The sequence below is a fragment of the Aquabacterium sp. genome, from assembly GCF_030652515.1.
Classification (GTDB): Bacteria; Pseudomonadota; Gammaproteobacteria; order Burkholderiales; family Burkholderiaceae_C; genus Aquabacterium.
Map to the genome: position 1 here is coordinate 85,637 of NZ_JAUSAR010000116.1, position 20,526 is coordinate 106,162.

A 20,526-nucleotide genomic window follows, 5' to 3' on the forward strand; every position below is an offset into this window, starting at 1 on the left:
ACTGCCCCCATGTTCAAACTCACAACGCCAGGAGACACCGATGTCATTCCGTCCCACCACCAAACACCTGTTGCTAACGGCAGTCCAGGCGGTAGTCGCCACGCTCATGGTGCCGAGCATGGCGAGCGCCGCCACCGATCCGTTCTACCAGTACACGGATGGCACCCCGCTGGCGAGCTTTGCGCCTGGCACGGTGTTGAAGAGCCGCACGATCACGGCGTACATCGCGGGTTTCAAGACCTCGTACAAGGCCACGCAAATCGTGTATCGCTCAACCGATGCCAAGCAGCGGCCTACCGCGAACGTGACGACCATCTTCACGCCCGAATGCACCTCGTCCTGCCCGAACAAGAACAAGGTCATCTCTTACCAGTCTTTCTATGACTCGCTGAATCCGGAAGACGGGCCTTCGCGCGCCTACGCGGGCGGTAAGCGCCTGCCGGACCTGCTGCCGGCTGTCGAGACGGTCCTGTTCGGCACGTATGTGAAGAACGGCTACACCGTCGTCATCTCCGACACCGAAGGTCAGAACGCCAATTTTGCCGCCGGCCCCGAATACGGCTACAACACGCTGGACTCGATTCGCGCTGCGCTGAATTCGCCAGAGATCGGCCTCGACCGGAGCGCCAAGGTCGCGTTGCTGGGTTACTCGGGCGGCGCCATCGCCACCGAGTGGGCCGCCGAGCTGGCGCCCAGCTATGCACCCGACCTGAAGCCCAACCTGATCGGTGCGGCCTTCGGTGGCACGCTGGTGAGCCCCGAGCACAACCTGACCTATGTTGAAGGCGCGCCCATTTGGGGCGGTGTGATGCCCATGGCCGTCGTCGGCGTCGCGCGTTCTTACGAGATCGACATCAAGAAGTACCTCACCCCGCGCGGTCTCGAGGTCTACGACAGGATTCAGAAGGCCTCGATCGCCTATGTGCTCGGCCAATATGGCAAGGTGACCTGGAAGGACCTGGTCAAGCCAGAGTTCCAGGATCGCACCAAGATCCCTGAATACGTGGCTGCTGTGAACACGGTCATCATGGGCACCGGCGGCACCCCCGAGATCCCACTGCAAATCGGTCAGGGCACCGGCGGCATCTGGGAAGGTACGAAGACATCGCCAATCTGGGGCAAGGGAGACGGCGTGATGCTGGCGGGCGATGTCCGCACGCTGGCGCGCCAGTACTGCGCTCAGGGTGTGGCGGTGGAGCACAAAGAGTATGGTTCAAGCCACTTCTTGACCATGCTCAACTGGCTGCCTGCGGCAACCGCCTGGATCGATGACCGATTCGCTGGGAAACCTGCTCCGCAGAACTGCGCCAGCATCGCGCCGGGCAACTCGCTCGCTCCGCTCGTTTACAAGCCCTGAGCGGGGGGGCGGTTTTTTACCAATAGAAAGGCCGCCAGGTGTATCTACTTGGCGGCCTTTAACTTATCTGTTGGAGCGGGTGATGGGAGCCCGCTCCACTTCTAAGCCTCAGGGCAACGGTTATGGTTAGATCTACTTTGTAGCACATTGATGTAGATCCTAGTGTTGCCTTAGAACCGGTGGCCTGACCTGTATCCAGCTTCCTCTGGAATTCGACTATCATGGATTTGATAATCGTCATCTGAGGGAGATTTTTATGAACTGGAAAAAGTTCGGATTTATTTTGCTGTTTGCTTCATTAGCCATCTCGGCTTATGGGATCTATTCAAATTTTCAGACCCAGGATCAAATAAGAACGGAAGTCGTTAAGGCTTTTAATAGGCAAGTGATGGAAGGGTTTTTAACTACAATTCCAGTGCGTGCAGAACTTCGCGAGACGGCAAATATCGCAAAGATGTGCATGCTCATTGGCGGCTTCGGATCAATCATTGGAGTTGCATTTTTATATTCTTCTAGTTCCTCTCGGAAGGAAGCAGTAGAAATAGAAAAATTGGACGAGATGAAGGAAAAAATTTGGCCGAAATCTGTAGAGCCTGATCTGGAAGCAGTTAAAAGAAAACGCAGTCAGAGTGGTCTATGTATACATTGCGGGGGAGCGCTGACATTATGGAAGCTTGCCTTGGGTCAACTGGCTCATCCGGAGTGTGAGAATGAAAAATCTATGTAATCTTTCAGATTAAACATTTAAATCAAATCGACTGAAGAGCCAAGACATATAAGTTTTTGGGTTCTTCCAGCGGCCTTGACCGTTTACAAATTGATTTGCTTCATCGCTAAGTTGTGTTTGAAAATCACCAAGCCCGCAAGCATGAAGTGCAATGAAAATATCAAAAATCCACGGGTTGGCAACATTTCTGCTCTTTAAATGTTTTGCAAGTTGACCAGCTTCTTTATGAGCTTCAATTTCATGGTGACTTACTCTTCTGAAGAGGTCTGGATTGTGAATTTTTAATGCAATGGGCCAAGCTGCAACTACTTCCGATTGATTGAGTGGGTGGGCAAATGAATAGAGCGCAACCCCGTTTTCAACATCGCGAAGTGACATTTTCAAGAGTGTCGCAATTGATCCGAAATCGGATACAAAGTCCGATCGGCCACTTGGGCCTAAAAGCCTGTATCTACTAAGCGTAGCTTCACAATGTTTTTTATTGTCGTCAGGGCTGTGCTCTTCAGCACCTAGTTTTTTTGGCAGGTTGAGTGAAAGCTGAACAAATTTTGCCAAATAGGCATTTGAATCAATCCTTGAGCCATAGATGCCCTCAACAGCAGCAGCAAGTTGCTTGCGATTCATTAAGAGAACAAAAACAATCCCAGGGACTTCAAAAAAATGTTTAATTCTTTCGACTGTTTTGACAGCAAAATCTGGTCGGCAGCGATCTAGTTCATCAAGAAAGATGATAACTGGCTCTTCCTTTTCTTTGGAAAATTCTTCTAAAGTATCTTTGAAGTTTTCGACTGTTTTTTTATCATCTTCGTAACTGCTAAGGCGCTTGCTAATCAAGTCTTCTAATTTGCTGGCCGCGTCGTTCTCTAAATCGCTAATAGCCTTTGCTAGGTCATCCGCCAAATCGGTTTTGCCAAGTAGCCAATGGCCTGCAGAATTCACTGCTATTTTGGCTGCGGTTGGTAATAGAGTCGCCCCTAGTTTTGTTCCGGTTTTTAATAAACTCCCAACGGTCTTGGATTTGTTAAGCTTGGTTAATTCTACTAGTTCCCCGGCAATCATTAGAAACGGATCTTCAACATAGTCGCGTTGGAAGCAGTCAATATAGATTGTTCTATATTTTTCATTTAGGAGTGACGCATGCCAATGTCGACCAAACCACGTTTTTCCTTCACCCCAAGGAGCATCAATAGCTATCACACCGCCATCAGGCAATCTCGTCAAAAAGCCAGTTAGGCGTTTTGCAAGTTCCGCTCTTTCAAAGGCATCCCCTTGAAATGGCATATCGTCATGTTTAAAAGCTGGGGGGCGTAAAAAAAGTGGAATGATCGGAGTGTTCATGATTAATTTTCGTTTAGCGGGGTTGTCGTTGCTGGTATACCGGGTTACGTGATTTTGTGAAAAATTCGCTGAATTTGCGAAATTCTCCATATACCACCTTTTGGCGTTGGCACGTTTAGATCATTTAGCTCTTTTGCCATAGCCCTTTGGGATAAACCTCTGGCATTCATCCCATTAAATAAAGGGCGCAGTTTATTTGCAAAAATGATAGCTTCTTGCCTTCGTTGCTCAATGTTGGGTCGCAGATTTTTAGGCCCGGCGCTTCCGAGTTGAACTCCCCGCGCCTTAGCAATAGCCAAGGCTTCCTTTGTTCGCTGGCTGATGCGCTTAGCCTCATGTTCAGCAAACGCAGCCATGATGTGAATGGTTAATTCGTTTGCTTCTGGCATATCGCATGCAATAAATCGCACTTGGCTTTCCATGAGCCCGGATACAAAGTGAACATTGCGTGCCAACCTATCCAATTTTGCAATGATCAAAGTAGCGTTATTCTTTCGGCATGCATTTAAAGCGGCGCGAAGTTGGGGCCGTTTTGCCAATGGCTCCGCACCTTTTCCAGTTTCGACCTCCCTAAACTCTCCGGCTAGTTCTGCATTCCTTTGGGAAAGAAAACTAAAAACGGCGGCTTGCTGAGCTTCCAGTCCCAAGCCACTTTGGCCTTGCTTGGTTGTGCTAACTCGGTAGTAGGAGATGAACTTTTGCTTTGTCATGGCTGACCACGTGACTAGAGGTTCGTTTAATGTGTGGTCATTGTAGGATGACGGCGAGAAAAAATTCCGACAATTCTGCAAAACGCTTACTACACTGAGTCAAGGCGACGTTGGGTGTTCATCCCAATCAAGCAGTTAATTAGTAGGTGATATTTTGGAATACGGCGATTTAAAAATTATTGCGGCAATTGATTGGGTTGAGTTTGAAGTTTCGTTGGTGAACGCTTCGAATCATCAGACTTTGTCCAGGGCTTTAAGAAGCTTCCAGGTTGCGGAAAAGGTGTGGGTTGAGCCGGTTGAGCCAACTAGTAAAAACAAGACCTCTAGGAAGTTTCGCTTTCGTCTTCATGATCCAAAGAGTTGTGCTGATAGTCAGATTATTCTCACTAAGCTCGGGTCGAGATTTGAGTTTTCAGATGAGCCTGAAATAACAGCGGTGGAGGTTGCTGTTGATTTCTTTAGTCCTTCGCATGATGCGGAGCGATTGGTGGAGGCCACCATTTCTCTTTATACATATCATGCGAATCTCGTCAGTGAAAATCGCCGTGCTTCTGGCCGGGAAGCGACAACTGGGCAGGCAAAAGGGATCTTAGTTCGTAAAGATCTCCTAAATGCGGTTCACTCAGAATTGTCGCTGAACATTGGGAATGTCTCGGATGCGGTTCATCAAAGAATCTACTTGAAGAAGAAAAATAAGCAGTTGCATTTGCCCATAGCAGAACATCGGGCCAGGGTTGAGGTAACACTGCAGCATGAAAATTTGCCATTCACAACGATAGAGCAATGGTCAAAATTTCAATTTAGTAGTCTGGCAAATTACTTTAAATGGCGGAAAGACTCCGTATTAACTCCCTTGCAGCAGTGCTTGAGGTCTGTGCAAGCTAATGTAGGAACAGTTGAGATTGCCCAATTTGAACGTCTGGCGCGCCGAACTACGTTGTCTTCTACCGTAGCCGATGGTCGCCTGAATGACCGGGTCTATGACGCATTGAGAAGCTTGACAACCAAGCAACGAAAGCCGGTAAAGCTACAAAAAAACCGGGTGAAAGCGCATGTGCCGCTTCTGCTAAGTGCTTGATTCTCAACAATGATTCACCAGATGTGCGCATTGGATGTAAATACTTAATACATTGAAAAGAACAAGACATGGTCAAGGGCTCTGCAGAGCATTGACTCTTAGAGGCAACCGAAGTCCTAGATTCGGAGACCCCACCCCCTGACCATCTTCGTTTCCTCTCCGGGCAGCTTTTCAAAGTCAGATCCTTAGATATGACTGTTCACTAAGGATCGCTTAACCGGCATCTTATTGTTTTATTTGAAATAGTGATTTTTTAAAAATCACCAATCCTTATAAATAAGCCCGATTTAATGCCGGTTTAGAGTTTTTTTAGGTGATGAGGCCGGCTAGATTTTCTTCTTGTTGCATCTTCAAGTGCCTTGATTCCGGCTTCTATGTCAAATGAAATAATCGTTGGCAGCTTAAAATCAAGTTGCGAGATTATTTTCAATAAATGATCTGGAAGGTGGTCGCTTGCATAGGTCCGACCAGATGTCGTTTGTCCGCGCTCATGACCGGTAAGTTGATTTGAAATCGATTCTTCGATGCCCAGTTCTCTTTGGCAAAAGTTAATAAATGTGTGCCGAAATGAATGGAAGACCTTTTTGCCATCCCTCGGCCAGCCAAATTTATTGCCAAGCAGGCGATCATTGAACCACTTAATTGGAGCTTTTGTGTAACCCTTGTTCGGGTCGTATGAGAACTCCGGGAAGAGTCTTTCATGCCCCTTGGCAATTAATTTGACTTGCCACTTTATTAAACCTAGCTCAATTAAGGAAGGGTGAACCGGAATCTTTCGAATTGCATTTGTGTTTTTGAGCTTCTGATCGTCGTTTTCCTGATTGATCGAAATATACCAAGAGCCTTTGTCCGTTTTTTTATGTCGCTCAAATGAAGTTGACAGAGTTCTCCAATTCTTGCTCCAGTGAACAAGCCTAGCAACGGTAGCCAGTAATAGTGGGGCTGAAATTCCCTAAAGGTGTTCGCCTTAGATAGTTCGCCTCTTCCGGTTTGATACCATTCCTCGCCAAATATCTGGGTTAGTTCGTCATGCGTAAAATGATCTCGTTGATCCTGCTCCCGGCCTTGCTTTTTTTTGGTGGCAACATCGAAAGCTAGATTTTCTGCCGGATCGAAGTCAATCCAATTTTGATTTTTTGCCCAACGGAAAAGGGAACTTAAATTATTTAATCGCTTTTGAATTTCTTGTTCCGAAATTCTTGGCCACTCTTCCGGGATGTTCATTCCGTGCTTCAAAAGAGCTTTGGTTTTGTCTGCCGGTTCAGCTTTGAGCTTTGGCACGTAATGGGATAGACGTTCTCGATCAACATCCCCGAGCTTGGGGTCAGACTCTGCATCTATGAAGTGCTGGCAAGCGGCTCTAATGCGCCTTGCTTGGTCACTGGCTACCTTCCCGCCTTTGATCGCCATAAAGGCGTTTAGAACCTCTGACATGCGTTTTTGACCTTTGCCCCGACTCGGATTGATAGCAGGCCGCTCGCGAGAAAGTTCCAACTGCTCAGGCGTCATCCTGGCTTTGATGACAACGCGTAGTGCCTCCACGCCGGATGCTTCGAATTCGATTGAGTCCTTTGTGATCTTCTGTGCCTGCTCAGGCGCAAAGCCTTCCTTTGAATTCCCCAGGACACTGAAAAGCACCGCCTCACATGATCCAGAGCCCAGCAGAGCCGCTGCGACTTCGCGGGCACCCCTGACCCCTAAGACGCCGCAAAAATCGGCCTGGCGGGCGCCTGATGGCATTTGACTAGAGAGGGGAACGACATAGCCGCCCTCTGGTTGTTCAACTTCCATTGCAGTAAACGGCACGAAATGGCCAGGCATGGCGGCAGTCCTAACAAACAAACTAAGGGCACCTTTCTCGACCTCCCTTAGCAAGTGCTCTTCATCAATTCCTGATGTTGCCGTCGCATCAGCGAGCCTCATGTATCCCTGCCCGACAAGCATTGGCGAGCCGATAGCAATCTGTTCGAAGTTCATGGTTTGTTCAAGTCGAAGGAAGCGCTCACGCCAGTGTGCAAGTTGGGCGCTGGCGATGGCCTTGGCAACAGCGGGTGTGCGGCTTCCGGTTGATAGGTGCAACTCGCCCTTACCAACTGCTTGCCGAAGACGCACCGGCACAACAAGTCGCACAGCGTAGATGCCGCTGCGTCGTCTATAGAGATTGGAATTTTGGGCCACTTTAGCACTCGCTTATGTAGGAGTGCCCTGTAGCAGAGAGTTGGAAGTGCTAAAAATCGTTATAGATCAAGCACTTGCGCAGGTGTGGAGCGGGTGATGGGAATCGAACCCACGTTATTTGCTTGGGAAGCAAGAGTCCTACCATTGAACGACACCCGCGGACAGGGCGCATTCTAAACCCACAGTTCAGACTTCTTCATTCGCTGGCTGAAGAAGCGGGTGGCGTGGGCAAGCCGAGCTTGCGGGCGGTTTTGTTGACGGCATGGCCTGTGGCGGAGGCTCCGCGTTCAACCGCGCTGGCTGCTTTTTGAAGGCCATGCTTGACAGATTTTTCAACCTTGGCCGCCACCGATGAGGCTTTGCTGGCAGCGGTGGTGACAAACTGAGGAGGCTCTGCCGCGCTGGCGATGGCGCAGGTGGCGCTCAGCACGGACGTCAACACGAGGTGCCTGATGAATTCATGGGACATAAGGGCTCCGGTTATTGGCAGTGCGCTCACACGATGATGAATCATGTTGCCGAAGAGCAAGGCGATGGTGATTCGCCAAAACTGAAGTAGAAGGTGGCGCCTTGACCAGGCGTGCCTTCCGCCCAGACCTTTCCACCGTGCCGATCAATGATGCGCTTGACGATGGACAGGCCCACGCCTGAGCCTTCAAAGCGAGAATCGTGCAATCTTTGAAATGGTTTGAACAGCCGTTTTGCCTGTTCCGAGTCAAAGCCAACCCCGTTGTCACGGACGAAAAACACTGGTGGGCCCGCGGACTGGACCACGCCCACCTCGACATGGGGTTTGCTGGCCTCTGCCGCGAACTTCAGCGCGTTGCCAATCAGGTTCACGAAGACCTGCCGAGCCAACTCAAGATCAGCCTCGATTTGCGGCAGCGGGGTGGGGACCACTGGAATCGACCCGGCCGATCGGGCCAAGCGGAGGGACTCGATCACCTCACTCAGGAGTGCGTTCATGTCCACGCTGCGTGTTTCCAGGGTGACGTTGCTGGTTCGCGCCAGTGCGAGCAGTGACTCGACCACCTTCTCGGTCATCGTGGCCTGCGCGGCAACAGCTTGCAGCAGGCGGATGGCCCTGGCCTTTTCATCGGCCTCAATGAAATCCTGGGCCATTTTGGCCGCGGCGGCGATGCCCCCCAGCGGGCCGCGGATGTCGTGAGAGACGTTTCGATTGAAAGTTTCCAGGCCCTCGATGGTTTCGCTGAGCTCGGCCGTGCGAAGTTGAACGCGGTGTTCCAGCGTCTCGTTGGCTTTGACCAATGCCTCCGCGGCCAGCCTGCGCTCCACGATCTCGATCTGCAGTTGCTCGGCGGTGCGTTTGATCTCGTTGTAAAGGCTGCCGTTTTCGTAGATGCGGCCGGCTTGTGCAGCGTGGATGGTCAACAACTGCTCGTCGTCAGGCGTGAAGGCGTGTGAGCCCAGCTTGTCGACCAGCAGGATCCATCCATAGGTGCGGTTCAGCGACATGACCGGGGCGAGCAACCAGCATTCCGCCTCAGGGTAGCTGGCAGGCAAACCCGATGTGGAGGGGGGCACGTCCGACCGGGAAAACCGCCGGGCACGGCCTTCCGCCATGGCTTCGCCAAAGATGCGACCGTCTATGCCCAGGCTTTTGATCTGCTCCGCTTGTTCCGGCGCCAGGCCCCAGGTGGAGAAGTACTCATCACCGCCACCATTCTTGTCGCGCACGCCCAAAACGCTGTAGCGCGCACCCAGCAAATCCCTGGCACCACGGCACACCTTGTCCAGCAGCACGTTGGGATCCCGCTCGGAGGCCAGTTGCAAATTCAGATCGGTCAGCGCAGACAGCCTCTGATTGGCGCGTTCCAGTTCGCTGACCTTGAAGGCCAGCTTGTCGGTCAGCAGCCGCAAATGCTCGCGGTCGAACTGCAAGTTGTCTGGTTGCATCTCGGTCGAGCTGGCATGGGCCAGGGCGTGCTCGACGATGCGCAGGATTTCTTGCGGTTCGCAAGGCTTGATCAGCACGTTGGACACGCCGCAGGCATTGGCCAGGCTGCGGGCTTCCCGTTCCATGAATGTCGCCGTGTAGAAGATGACTTCGGTTTGGGCGATGGCAGGGTCGGCACGCAGCTGCCTGACAAACTCATAGCCGTCCATGGTCGGCATGAGGATGTCGCAGATCACCAGGTCCGGTCGTTCGGAGCGAACCTGCTCCAGGGCAATGCTGCCATCCCAAGCCTCGATCGATTGGTGTCCGCTGTAGCCCATGAGCGCCACGATCAGATCTCGGTTGGGCGCGTGGTCATCGACGACCAGGATCTTTGCCATGGCGGATAGACCTCAATGGCCCGGCACAGGACGCGGCAAACGCATGTGCTCTGGCAGAAACGATTCGATCTGGCTGACGAAATTTTCAGGTTCGATGGGCTTGGAGATGTAGCCGTTGAACCCGGCTGTCAGGACCTTTTGGCGGTCGTTGGGCATGGAAAAGGCCGTGACTGCGATCACGATGGGTTGCTCGCCTTGGGTGTTGGCACGCAGTCGCTCAAGCACCTGATAGCCGTCCAGTCGGGGCATCTGCAGGTCGCAGATGATGAGGTCTGGCCGCTCATGCAATGCGATATCGAGCCCTTGTTGACCGTCGCGCGCCAGCAGTACCTTGTAGCCGCTGAATGTCAACAAATAACGCACCAGCTCCATGTTGGCCGCGTTGTCTTCGATGATGAGGAAGCTTGTCGTCATGGCTCAGCACATCGGTAGGACCAGTGAGAAGGTACTGCCTTTCCCGCCTTCGCTTTGAAAAGTGATTTTACCCCCCAGCAATTCAGCGAGTTTCTGACTCAAATGCAGGCCCAGTCCAGTGCCTTCGGGTGCGTCAGGCCGCTCATTGCGCACGCGGCTGAACGCGCCGAAGAGCTTGTCTTGATCTTCCGCAGGGATGCCGATGCCGGTGTCTTCGACGTGGATTGTGGTCGGGGCACCTTTCATGCCTGGCACCAGGATGAGCCGCACGTGGCCTTGTTCGGTGAACTTCAGTGCATTGCCGACCAGGTTCAGCACGATCTGGCTGAGCGCCCTTCGGTCGGTCTGGATCATGGTGTCCTGCAGCGGTCCCTGCACGGTCAGTGTCAAACCCTTGCTGATGGCCTGAGGCTGCAAGGTGGCGGCAACCTCATCCAGCAAAGCCCGCGTGTCCACCGGTTCGATGTTCAACTCCACCTTGCCGGCTTCAATCTTGGAAACATCCAGCAGGTCGTTGATCAGCGTCAGCAGGTGGCGAGCGCTGGATTGAACGGTCTTCAGCTGCTTTTGCTGTTCATCGTTCAGAGGCCCTGGCAGTTTCATCAGCAGCGTACCTGTGAAGCCGATGATGGCGTTCAGGGGCGTGCGCAACTCGTGGCTCATGCCGGCCAGAAACCGGTCCTTGGCTTGATTGGCGTTGGCCAGTTCCAGGTTCTTTTCCTGAAGGGCCTTCTCAAAACGCTTGCGTTCACTGATGTCCCGGATGGCGCTCATCACGAAAGCGCTTTCTTCCGTGCGCAATGGGCTGAGGCTGATCTCGATCGGAAATTCGCTGCCATCCTTGCGCAGCCCCGACAAATCCAGGCCCGACCCCATGGCGCGCTTGCGAGGTTGTAAAAAGTAGTTGGAGCGGTGCCCCACATGGGCCTTGCGGTAGCGCTCGGGAAGCAGCTCATCGACGGAGCGACCTCGCAATTCGCCTTCGGCATAGCCGAACAAGCGCTCCGCTTGGCTGTTGGCGATGACAATGTGGCCAGTGGGGTTGGCCATCACGATGCCATCAGGGGTTGACTCCAGCAAGTCGCGAAACCTGGCTTCCATCAGCTTGGCGTCTCGCAGCACCTTGATGGTGGTCACATCCTTTTCGGCGGACAGCACCATGGGTTCCAGATCAGCCGTGTGCACCAGCCTGGTAGTGACATCGACATACAGCAGGGAGCCGTCTTTCCTGCGGCGCACGGCTTCATAGGTGACCGTGCCGAGACTCAAAGTTTCCCGGATGCGGATGCCTTGCTCGGTCGCGTGGTCGGTGGGTACACCGAGGGTCTCCCAGTGTTGGCCATCGACTTCTTGCGCGCTGTATCCAAAGATGGACTGCGCGCCTTTGCTCCAGTGCACGACATGGCCTTTGGCCGTCAACAAGACCAGGGCGTCGGGCGATTCGCTGGTCATCAATGCGACGGTCTCGGCTTCCATGGCGTGAGCCCCTTCCCCATTTCTGTATCTGCCATTAAATCATTGATCAGGCGGCGATACCAGATGGTGCGGATTGCCTCAGTAAAACAACGCCCAGAGCAATCCACCGATCATCAACCACTTGCCCACGTAGTAGGCCGTGCGGTTGCGCGCTTTCAAGACCTTGGCTTTGGCGCGCAGTTGGTAGAAGTGGAAGAAGAACTTGTTCAGGCCACCCACGGGTTCGCCTTCCACGTTCTGGGTGGCGGCGGCCGTCATCACCAGCGAGCCAAAGCCGTGGTTGATCCAGCGCATGATGGGCGTCCAGACCGGGCGCTCGATGTCGGCGAACAAGATGATGCGGGGGTGGTCGGTGGTGTTTTCGGCGTAGTGGATGTAGGTCTCGTCGAACATCACCACTTCGCCGTCTTTCCAGTGGTACTTCTCACCATCGACATCGATGTAGCAGCCGGGGTCGTTGGGGGTGATCAGGCCCAGGTGGTAGCGCAGCGAGCCGGCGTAGGGGTCGCGGTGGCGCACCAGGCGGGCGCCGGGTGGCAATGAGGCGAACATCGCGGCCTTGATGCTGGGAATTTGCTTGAGCAAGGCCACCGTCTTGGGGCACAGCTCCTGGGCCGAGGGCAGCTCATCGGCATACCACTTCAGGTAGAAGCGCTTCCAGCCCGTTCGGAAAAATGAGTTGAAGCCAATGTCGTTGTAGGTGTCCGCCGCCTTGATGTTGCCGCGACCGTCCAGGTGCAAGGCCTCTTCGCGCATGACCTGCCAGTTGTCCTGCAGCAGCTTCAGCTCGGGAAACTTGGTCGGGTCCAGGTAAGGCTGCGAGCCGACCTTTGAGAACATCACCATCAGCGAATTCAACGGCGCGATCAGCACCGTGAAGTCGGTCAGTGCGCGCACCAGGCCGAAGCGCATCTTGCCGCGCAGGTGCGAGTGCAGGGCGGCGGCGATGAAGGCCAGCAACACCCAGTGGCGTGGCGCCAAAGGCCACAGGTCGTTCAGAAAAGTCATGCTCGGCTCACTTGTCCAATCCGCCAAGGCAAAGGTACTTGGCTTCCAGGTAATCGTCCATGCCCTGGCGCGCGCCTTCGCGGCCCAGGCCGGATTGCTTGACGCCACCAAAGGGCACTTCGCAGGTTGAAATCAGGCCGGTGTTGACGCCGACCATGCCGTACTCCAGCGCCTCGCCCACGCGGAAGATGCGGCCCACGTCGCGGCTGTAGAAATAGCTGGCCAGGCCGAACTCGGTGTCGTTGGCCATGGCGATGGCCTCGGCTTCTGTGTTGAATTTGAACACCGGGGCCACCGGGCCGAAAATTTCTTCGCGTGCCAGGCGCATGTCGCTCGTCACGTTGGACAGCACCGTGGGGGTGTAGAAGTTGCCACCATCCAGTGGCGCGCGTTGTCCGCCGGTGACCACCTTGGCACCCTTAGCCAGGGCATCGGCCACCAGGTCTTCAACCTTGGCCAGCGCCTGGTCATCGATTAGCGGCCCTTGCACCACGCCAGCCTCGAAGCCGTTGCCCACCTTCATCTGCGCCACACGCTCCGACAGCTTGGCCACGAATTGATCGTAGACCTCGGCTTGCGCATACAGGCGGTTGGCGCACACGCAGGTCTGTCCCGCATTGCGGTATTTGGCGATGAGGGCGCCTTCCACGGCCGCATCAATGTCGGCATCGTTGAACACGATGAAGGGCGCGTTGCCGCCCAACTCCAGCGACAGCTTCTTGATGGTGGGCGCGCATTGCTTCATCAGAATGCGGCCCACTTCGGTCGATCCGGTGAAGGACAGGTGGCGCACCGTGTCGCTGGCGCACAGCGCTTTGCCCACTTCAATCGACCGGTCGGCGTCAGCGGTGATGATGTTCAACACGCCTGGCGGCATGCCCGCACGCAGGGCCAGTTCGGCCACGGCCAGGGCCGACAGCGGCGTGGCCTCGGCGGGCTTGATGACCACTGGGCAGCCAGCGGCCAGCGCGGGTGCCACCTTGCGGGTGATCATGGCGATGGGGAAGTTCCAGGGCGTGATGGCCGCGCACACGCCAATCGGCTGGCGGATCACCAGGAAACGCTTGGTGGGGTCGGTGCTGGGCACGGTTTCGCCATACACGCGGCGGGCTTCTTCGGCAAACCACTCGATGAAACTGGCGCCATAGGCCACTTCGCCCTTGGATTCGGACAGAGGCTTGCCTTGCTCGGCGGTCATGATCCGCGCCAGGTCGTCCGCGTGCTCATGCAGCAGGGCGAACCACTTCATCATGATGGTGGCCCGGGCCTTGGCTGTGAGCCCCTTCCAGGCGGGCCAGGCGCGGTTGGCGGCGCCAATGGCCAATTCGGTTTGGGCGGCGCCCAGATTGGGCACTTGCACCAGCAATTGCCCCGTGGCAGGGTCGCGCACGTCGAAACGCTCGGCAGCGTCCACCCATTGCCCGTCGATCAGGGCCTGGGTCTTGAGCAGGGTTGGGTCTTTCAGCGCGGCCAACGGGGCGGGGAAATCGGTCATGGCGGTTCTCGGGAAAGCATGCACGGGCCAGAATGATAGGCCACCCCCCTGAAACCTATAATCAGAAGCTTTGCTTCACCCGGCTGCCGTCAGGCCCGGGTCGCCCCGCCCACGTCCCGAACCGGAAGCCCCAAGATGAAAGCCGCTGAGATCCGCTCCAAGTTTCTGAAGTTCTTCGAGTCGAAGGGCCACACCATCGTGGCCTCCAGCCCCGTGGTGCCCGGTGACGACCCGACCCTGCTGTTCACCAACGCGGGCATGAACCAGTTCAAGGACGTGTTCCTGGGCTTCGACAAGCGCCCCTACACCCGCGCCACCACCTCGCAAAAGTGCATCCGCGCTGGTGGCAAGCACAACGACCTGGACAACGTGGGCTACACCGCCCGCCACCACACCTTCTTCGAGATGCTGGGCAACTTCAGCTTCGGCGACTATTTCAAGCGCGATGCCATCAGCTTCGCCTGGGAGTTGCTGACCGAGGTCTTCAAGCTGCCCAAAGACAAGCTCACCGTCACGGTCTACGCCGAAGACGACGAAGCCTACGAGATCTGGAACAAAGAGATCGGCGTGCCCGCCGAGCGCATCATCCGCATCGGTGACAACAAGGGCGCGCGCTACGCCTCCGACAATTTCTGGATGATGGGCGACACCGGCCCCTGCGGCCCTTGCACCGAGATCTTCTACGACCACGGCGACCACATCCCTGGCGGCCCGCCCGGCAGCCCCGATGAAGATGGCGACCGCTTCATCGAGATCTGGAACAACGTGTTCATGCAGTTCAACCGCGACGAAGCGGGCGTGATGCACAAGCTGCCCAAGCCCAGCGTGGACACCGGCATGGGCTTGGAGCGCATTGCGGCTGTGCTGCAAGGCGTGCATGGCAACTACGAGATCGATTTGTTCGTGGCTTTGTTGGCCGCGGCCAAGTCCGCCGTGGACGCCGCAGGCGGTGGTGATGTCGACGCATCCAGCCCCAGCCTGAAGGTGATCGCCGACCACATCCGCGCGTGCTCGTTCACCGTGGCCGATGGCGTGATCCCCAGCAACGAAGGCCGCGGCTACGTGCTGCGCCGCATCACGCGCCGCGCCATCCGCCACGGCTACAAGCTGGGCGCTCGCACGCCGTTCTTCCACAAGCTGGTGGGCGCTTTGGTCGAGCAGATGGGCGATGCCTACCCCGAGCTGCGCCAGAACGAAAAGCGCATCACCGATGTGCTCAAGACCGAAGAAGAGCGCTTCTTCCAGACCATCGCCAATGGCATGGAGATCCTGGAAACGGCCCTGGCCGCCGTTGAAAAATCCGGCACCAAGGTGATCGACGGCGACACCGCCTTCAAGCTGCATGACACCTTCGGCTTCCCGGTCGACCTGACCGCTGACGTCTGCCGCGAACGCGACGTGAGCGTGGACAGCGCCGGGTTCGATGCCGCCATGACCCGCCAGCGCGAACAAGCCCGCGCCGCCGGCAAGTTCAAGATGGCCGCTGGCCTGGAATACACCGGCGCGCCCACCACCTTCCACGGCTACGACCACCTGACCCACGAGGGCTCCAAGGTCACCGCCGTCTACGTGGACGGCTCACCAGCCCAATCCGCACGCGCCGGTGACGACGCCGTCATCGTGCTGGACGACACCCCTTTCTACGCCGAGTCCGGCGGCCAGGCGGGCGACAGCGGCGACCTGCGCAACGGCACTTCGCGCTTTGTGGTGGAAGACACCCAGAAGATCCAGGCCGACGTGTACGGCCACCACGGCCGCGTGGTTGAAGGCGAGATCAAGGTGAGCGACACCTTGAATGCCCGCGTCGATGCCGACGTGCGCGCCCGCACCATCCGCAACCACAGCGCCACCCACCTGATGCACAAGGCCTTGCGCGAAGTGCTGGGCGGCCATGTGCAGCAAAAGGGCTCGCAAGTCACCGCCGATCGCACCCGCTTCGACTTCGCGCACAACGCCCCGATGACGGCCGATGAGATCCGCCAGGTTGAAGAACTGGTCAATGCCGAGATCCTGCTCAACGAGGCCACCAACGCGGCCGTGATGGGCCTGGAAGACGCGCAAAAGACCGGCGCCATGATGCTGTTTGGCGAGAAATACGCCGACGAAGTCCGCGTGCTCAGCATCGGCACCTCCAAAGAGCTGTGCGGTGGCACGCACGTCAAACGCACCGGCGACATCGGCGTCTTCAAGATCGTGGCCGAAAGCGGTGTGGCCGCTGGCGTGCGCCGTGTTGAAGCGGTCACCGGCATTGGCGCCTTGAGCTACCTGCAATCGTTGGAAGGCACCGTGCAGGGCCTGGCCAGCCTGCTCAAGGCCGCGCCCGCCGAGGTGCCTGCCCGCGTTGCTGCAGCGCAAGATCAGATCCGCGCTTTGGAGAAGGAACTGGCCGCCATCAAGGGCAAATTGGCCTCCAGCCAGGGCGACGAGCTGATGGCCCAAGCCATCGACATCAAGGGCATCAAGGTGCTGGCCGCCGTGCTCGATGGCGCCGATGCCAAGGCCCTGCGCGACACCATGGACAAGCTCAAGGACAAGCTCAAGACCGCTGCCATCGTGCTGGCCGCGGTTGAAGGCGGCAAGGTGCAGATCGCCGCAGGCGTGACCGCCGACACCATCGGCAAACTCAAGGCGGGCGAACTGGTCAACTTCGTGGCCTTGCAAGTGGGCGGCAAGGGCGGCGGCAAGCCCGACATGGCCATGGCTGGCGGCACCGACCCCTCCAAACTGGCGCAAGCCCTGGCAGGGGTGCCTGCATGGGTGACTGAGCGACTCTGATGTCGCGTGTTCATCCCAAAAGGCTCCTTCGGGAGCCTTTTTCTTTGTGCGAATGTCGGCGCCAATGCCATCTTGTCATCCAGCATCCTGTGAACGACGGTACCCCATCCCTATAGTTCAATCACCGAGGACCGACTTACTACAAGAAAGGTGTTGCTCATGACCACCCCCGTTGCAATCCATCCCATCGTCCCCCGCGAGAAGCTGAACTTCAACCTGGACGGCGACATCCCCAAGTACTGGTTTGGCGGCGACCCTTTCAAGTCGCGCTTCTGGGATGCCCTGTCGATCATCTTCCCGCCCGGTGAAAAATTCTTCATGACCTGTGTGCGCGATTTCCGCGATCAGGTCACCGACCCGAAGATGCTGCAAGAGATCAAGGACTTCAACAAGCAGGAAGCCCAGCACGGCATCGTCCACCGTCAGGACAATGAACGCATCCGCAAGCAAGGCATCGACACCGAAGCCCTGAGCGCCTGGGTCGAAAACTTCCTGACCAACCGCTACCGCAAGTGGTACAGCCGCAGCTACACCGTGGCGGTGACCGCCGCTTTGGAGCACTTCACCTCGATCATCGCCCACAGCATGTTCGACCAGCGCGACCTGCTCAAAGAAGCCGACCCCCGTGTGCGCGCCATGTACGCCTGGCACGCCATTGAGGAAGTCGAGCACAAGGGTGTCGCCTACGACGTCATGGTTGATGTGGCCAAGGTGGGCTACTTCAAGCGCGTGCTGGCCCTGGTTGATGCCACCATCCTCTTCCCCGCCACCATCTTCTACATCCAGCGCAAGATGTTGATTCAGGACGGTTTCACCCTGGCGCAACGCATGAAGCTGATGGCGGGCGGCATCTGGTGGCTGATCAAGCCCAACGGCTTGCTGGCCCCCATGGCCAAGGCTTACTGGACCTACTACAAGGTGGGTTTCCACCCGTGGCAAGAGTCCGAGCAACGCGGCTACACCGAATGGCTGGCCGCCTTCAACACCAGCGGTGGTGATCCGGTCAAGGCCAGCGAGCAAATGCGCCAGACCCTGGCCATGTGATTGAGTTCACGACCCAAGAGGCCTCCGGTGACGGAGGCTTTTTTTTGCGTCGCTGTTGAAACCCCGATCTTCGGTAGACTGCGGCACACTCACGTTGAGTGGGCCGTTTTCATTTATGCAGATTCCATCGATCGTTCTCAAAGCCCTGGGCATCAAGCCCATTCCGCTGTTCATGCTGTCCAGCTGGATCAAGGCGGCCGCCAAGTGCGGGTTCAACGTGCAACCGCTGTTCAAAGAGGCCGGCATCACCATCGACCTGATCCGCCTGGAAGACGCCCGCGTGTCGCCCTTGCAGTTGATCTCGGTGCTGGAGCAATGTGTGGCCATGTCGCCCCACAAGCATTTCCCGGTGGTGCTGGGCGACACCTTCGCGTTTGAATCCCTGCCCGAATTTGAAACCCTGCTGACCACCAGCCCCACCTTGCGCCAGGCCCTGGACGTGGCCGAAATGGCCAAGCGCATGGTGCTGCCCTGGGCGCAGTTCGACATCCGCGAAGAGGGCGATCTGGCCTACGTGGCCATCAGCTTCGAGATCCCGATGGTCGATGTTCAGAACCTTGGCCTGCCACTGCACTACGTGACCGAAGCCCTACTGGCCTGCATCCGCAAGTTCGGCCGCTCCTTGCAGGGCTCGTCTGACGGCTTTGTGTCGGTGTCCATCAAGCGGCCCCCTCCGCCATATGCCGAGCAATTGCAGCAGTTCTTTGAAGTGCCGGTTCACTTCAACCAGCCTATGGACGCGCTCGTGTTTGAAAGCCGCATCCTTGACCAACCCCTGGAGGGCGCTTTCCCGGCCCTGCACGAGCAGGCGCATTTCCTGGCCGAGCAGCGCCTGGGCAAAGAGGCCCGTCGCCAGGGCGTGGCCGCCGAGATCGAAGAAATCATCGCCCTGAAACCTGGCTTGCTGGCGCTCGGCGTGGAAGACATGGCCGAACGCCTGAACCTGCACCCCCGCACGCTGCAGCGCCGCCTGAAGGACGAGGGCGACGGCTACCTGCACCTGCAGGCCCGCATGCGCCACCGCTTGGCCTGTGAGTGGCTGCGCAAGGGGGACATGTCCATCGACGACATCAGCGCCCGCCTCGGCTTCTCGGATCGGCGGGCTTTCACCGCAGCCTTCAAGCGCTGGGAAGGCTGCACCCCCAGCAACTGGCGTGACCAGCAGGGCAGGTCTTGAGTCGCTGAATCCCCCCGAATTTGGCTTGGCGTACGGACAACGTTCGTATCCAAATGATCTGGCTAACTCGTCGCCAATTTGCCTGGTGTGGCCGCCATCGTCCTTGAACCCCCTGCCATGTCAGGGCTGACGAGTCATGTTTATCGACATGGGTGCGAGCTATGTCGTCAATTGTTCCTGCATTGATGCCTGAAATGCTTGTGGTGGACTGCGAATTTAAATAGATTGGGATAACCGATTCATACGATCGTTCGATATTCGTTGAATCACCCCATTTATTCGAAAACACGCGTGTTCAGATATTGATTGGAAATGATTTTGCTCACCTCCCATGTCCAATCCAGGCCAACCGTGGAATCTGCCTGGAATCCTGAGATTTCGAGCTTGTCTGCCACCATTCCCATGTTCGGCTTGCCGAGTTGGGTGCGGGCTGCCGTCCGTTGTGGCTTTCCGGTCGAGGCTGCGTTCCGGGAGGCAGGTGTTGAGCTGGACGTGAACAAGCCCCACGGCGGCATGGTGACCGCCGACGCCCTGCTGCGGGCCATCGAGGTGTGCGTCAATCGCTCGACCGAGCACTATTTCCCCCTGGCTTTGGGTGAAGCCTATGTGTTTGACCGCTTCCCCCAGGTCGAGGCCTTTCTGGCCACCAGCCCCACCATGCGCGAGGCCATCGAGGCCTTGCCCTGGATTCGGGCCATGGAGTTGCCCTGGCTGTGGGTCAGCCTGGAAGAGACCGAAACCGAAGCGGCGATCGTTGTGACTCTGGATCCTGAATTGGCCCGACGTCCCGAAGCGCCTTACGTGATTGAAATCGTGCTGACCGCCTGCCGCAAATTTGCCAAGGCCATGCTTGGGCGGTCCTTGGCGCTGTTTTCTCAGCCGATGCATGCCGTGCAGTTTCAGAGGGCGCGGCCTGAGAATGCCGCCGTTTTTCAGGATTTCTTCCCTTGCCATGTTCAATTCGGGGCGCCCCGCAATGCCTTGGTGTTTCCCAAAGCCATGCTGGATGTCGCGCTGCAAGGCGCGCTGCCTTCCGTCCACGGCCAGGCACGTCAGGCCATCGTGCGAGAGCTGGAGGCCAGCAAGCCGCACTTTGCCTCGACCGAGGCCGTCCGCCAGGCCTTTGAAGGCCAGTCGGACCTGCTCAAAGGTGGCCTGGACGAGGTGGCTGACGCCATGGGCATCCATGCCCGCACCTTGCAGCGGCGCCTGCAGGCCGAAGGTTTCAAGTTCGCGGATTTGCAAGCCCAGGCCAAATATGCCCGCGCGCGTCAGATGCTGAGCAAAAAAGCCATCAGCATGGAAATCATCAGCGTGGAGCTGGGTTTTTCTGACCGGCGCGCTTTCACCTACGCTTTCAAGCGTTGGTCGGGCATTTCGCCCAGCACCTACCGTGCGCGGGTTCTTCAGTCGCCCGTGACGGCCTTGCGGCATCCTTGAGTCGGCGGGCT

Annotated in this window: 17 protein-coding genes and 1 tRNA gene; 7 read left to right on the top strand and 11 right to left on the bottom strand. The window is 56.7% G+C overall.

Annotated features, from left to right (window positions below; all coding sequences use genetic code 11):
* The first annotated feature begins 40 nt into the window (after positions 1-40).
* Both Q7V20_RS14135 and Q7V20_RS14140 read left to right on the top strand, forming a co-directional pair.
* The gene (locus tag Q7V20_RS14135; RefSeq protein ID WP_304792253.1) at positions 41-1,357 is read left to right on the top strand and encodes a lipase family protein; all 1,317 of its coding nucleotides are present in this window, start codon (positions 41-43) and stop codon (positions 1,355-1,357) included.
* Positions 1,358-1,613: 256 nt separating this feature from the next.
* Positions 1,614-2,084, top strand: a complete 471-nt coding sequence (locus Q7V20_RS14140) for a hypothetical protein (protein ID WP_304792254.1) — start codon at positions 1,614-1,616, stop codon at positions 2,082-2,084.
* 9 nt (positions 2,085-2,093) lie between these two features.
* Here Q7V20_RS14140 and Q7V20_RS14145 read toward each other — a convergent pair whose 3' ends face one another.
* Both Q7V20_RS14145 and Q7V20_RS14150 read right to left on the bottom strand, forming a co-directional pair.
* On the bottom strand, positions 2,094-3,422 hold the full coding sequence (locus tag Q7V20_RS14145; RefSeq protein WP_304792257.1) for a P-loop NTPase fold protein: 1,329 nt from the start codon (positions 3,420-3,422) through the stop codon (positions 2,094-2,096).
* Positions 3,423-3,466: 44 nt separating this feature from the next.
* Positions 3,467-4,132: a recombinase family protein gene (locus tag Q7V20_RS14150; protein ID WP_304792261.1), complete on the bottom strand. Its 666-nt coding sequence runs from the start codon at positions 4,130-4,132 to the stop codon at positions 3,467-3,469.
* A 154-nt stretch (positions 4,133-4,286) separates the two neighbouring features.
* Between Q7V20_RS14150 and Q7V20_RS14155 the strand changes: the two genes are divergently transcribed.
* Positions 4,287-5,210, top strand: coding sequence for a hypothetical protein (locus Q7V20_RS14155; protein WP_304792264.1), 924 nt, complete (start codon positions 4,287-4,289; stop codon positions 5,208-5,210).
* A 426-nt stretch (positions 5,211-5,636) separates the two neighbouring features.
* On the opposite strand, the gene Q7V20_RS14160 is transcribed toward Q7V20_RS14155, so the two are convergent.
* The 9 genes from Q7V20_RS14160 to Q7V20_RS14200 form a co-directional block, all read right to left on the bottom strand.
* On the bottom strand, positions 5,637-5,912 hold the full coding sequence (locus Q7V20_RS14160) for a hypothetical protein (RefSeq protein WP_304792266.1): 276 nt from the start codon (positions 5,910-5,912) through the stop codon (positions 5,637-5,639).
* A 48-nt stretch (positions 5,913-5,960) separates the two neighbouring features.
* Positions 5,961-7,388, bottom strand: a complete 1,428-nt coding sequence (locus Q7V20_RS14165; RefSeq protein WP_304792269.1) for a site-specific integrase — start codon at positions 7,386-7,388, stop codon at positions 5,961-5,963.
* Between the two features lie 85 nt (positions 7,389-7,473).
* Positions 7,474-7,547, bottom strand: a tRNA-Gly gene (locus Q7V20_RS14170).
* 37 nt (positions 7,548-7,584) lie between these two features.
* Complete coding sequence (locus tag Q7V20_RS14175; RefSeq protein ID WP_304792272.1) at positions 7,585-7,857, bottom strand: hypothetical protein; 273 nt, start codon at positions 7,855-7,857, stop codon at positions 7,585-7,587.
* A 41-nt stretch (positions 7,858-7,898) separates the two neighbouring features.
* On the bottom strand, positions 7,899-9,686 hold the full coding sequence (locus tag Q7V20_RS14180; protein ID WP_304792275.1) for an ATP-binding protein: 1,788 nt from the start codon (positions 9,684-9,686) through the stop codon (positions 7,899-7,901).
* A 12-nt stretch (positions 9,687-9,698) separates the two neighbouring features.
* Positions 9,699-10,100 (bottom strand): response regulator, encoded by a 402-nt coding sequence (locus tag Q7V20_RS14185; RefSeq protein WP_304792279.1) that lies wholly within the window; start codon positions 10,098-10,100, stop codon positions 9,699-9,701.
* A gap of 3 nt (positions 10,101-10,103) precedes the next feature.
* Positions 10,104-11,576, bottom strand: coding sequence for a PAS domain-containing sensor histidine kinase (locus tag Q7V20_RS14190; protein ID WP_304792281.1), 1,473 nt, complete (start codon positions 11,574-11,576; stop codon positions 10,104-10,106).
* A 78-nt stretch (positions 11,577-11,654) separates the two neighbouring features.
* Positions 11,655-12,584 carry an aspartyl/asparaginyl beta-hydroxylase domain-containing protein gene (locus tag Q7V20_RS14195; protein ID WP_304792284.1) on the bottom strand — a complete coding sequence of 310 codons (930 nt, stop codon included), beginning with the start codon at positions 12,582-12,584 and terminating at the stop codon, positions 11,655-11,657.
* A gap of 7 nt (positions 12,585-12,591) precedes the next feature.
* On the bottom strand, positions 12,592-14,079 hold the full coding sequence (locus Q7V20_RS14200; protein WP_304792286.1) for an NAD-dependent succinate-semialdehyde dehydrogenase: 1,488 nt from the start codon (positions 14,077-14,079) through the stop codon (positions 12,592-12,594).
* Between the two features lie 135 nt (positions 14,080-14,214).
* Between Q7V20_RS14200 and alaS the strand changes: the two genes are divergently transcribed.
* The 4 genes from alaS to Q7V20_RS14220 all read left to right on the top strand — a co-directional run bounded on the left by alaS (position 14,215) and on the right by Q7V20_RS14220 (position 20,515).
* The gene (gene alaS, locus Q7V20_RS14205) at positions 14,215-16,854 is read left to right on the top strand and encodes an alanine--tRNA ligase (protein ID WP_304792289.1); all 2,640 of its coding nucleotides are present in this window, start codon (positions 14,215-14,217) and stop codon (positions 16,852-16,854) included.
* Between the two features lie 159 nt (positions 16,855-17,013).
* Positions 17,014-17,898 (top strand): metal-dependent hydrolase, encoded by an 885-nt coding sequence (locus Q7V20_RS14210; protein WP_304792291.1) that lies wholly within the window; start codon positions 17,014-17,016, stop codon positions 17,896-17,898.
* Between the two features lie 115 nt (positions 17,899-18,013).
* The gene (locus Q7V20_RS14215; RefSeq protein WP_304792294.1) at positions 18,014-19,075 is read left to right on the top strand and encodes an AraC family transcriptional regulator; all 1,062 of its coding nucleotides are present in this window, start codon (positions 18,014-18,016) and stop codon (positions 19,073-19,075) included.
* Between the two features lie 384 nt (positions 19,076-19,459).
* Entirely contained in the window at positions 19,460-20,515 is a 1,056-nt protein-coding gene (locus Q7V20_RS14220) for an AraC family transcriptional regulator (RefSeq protein WP_304792297.1), read from the top strand.
* Positions 20,516-20,526: the final 11 nt, after the last annotated feature.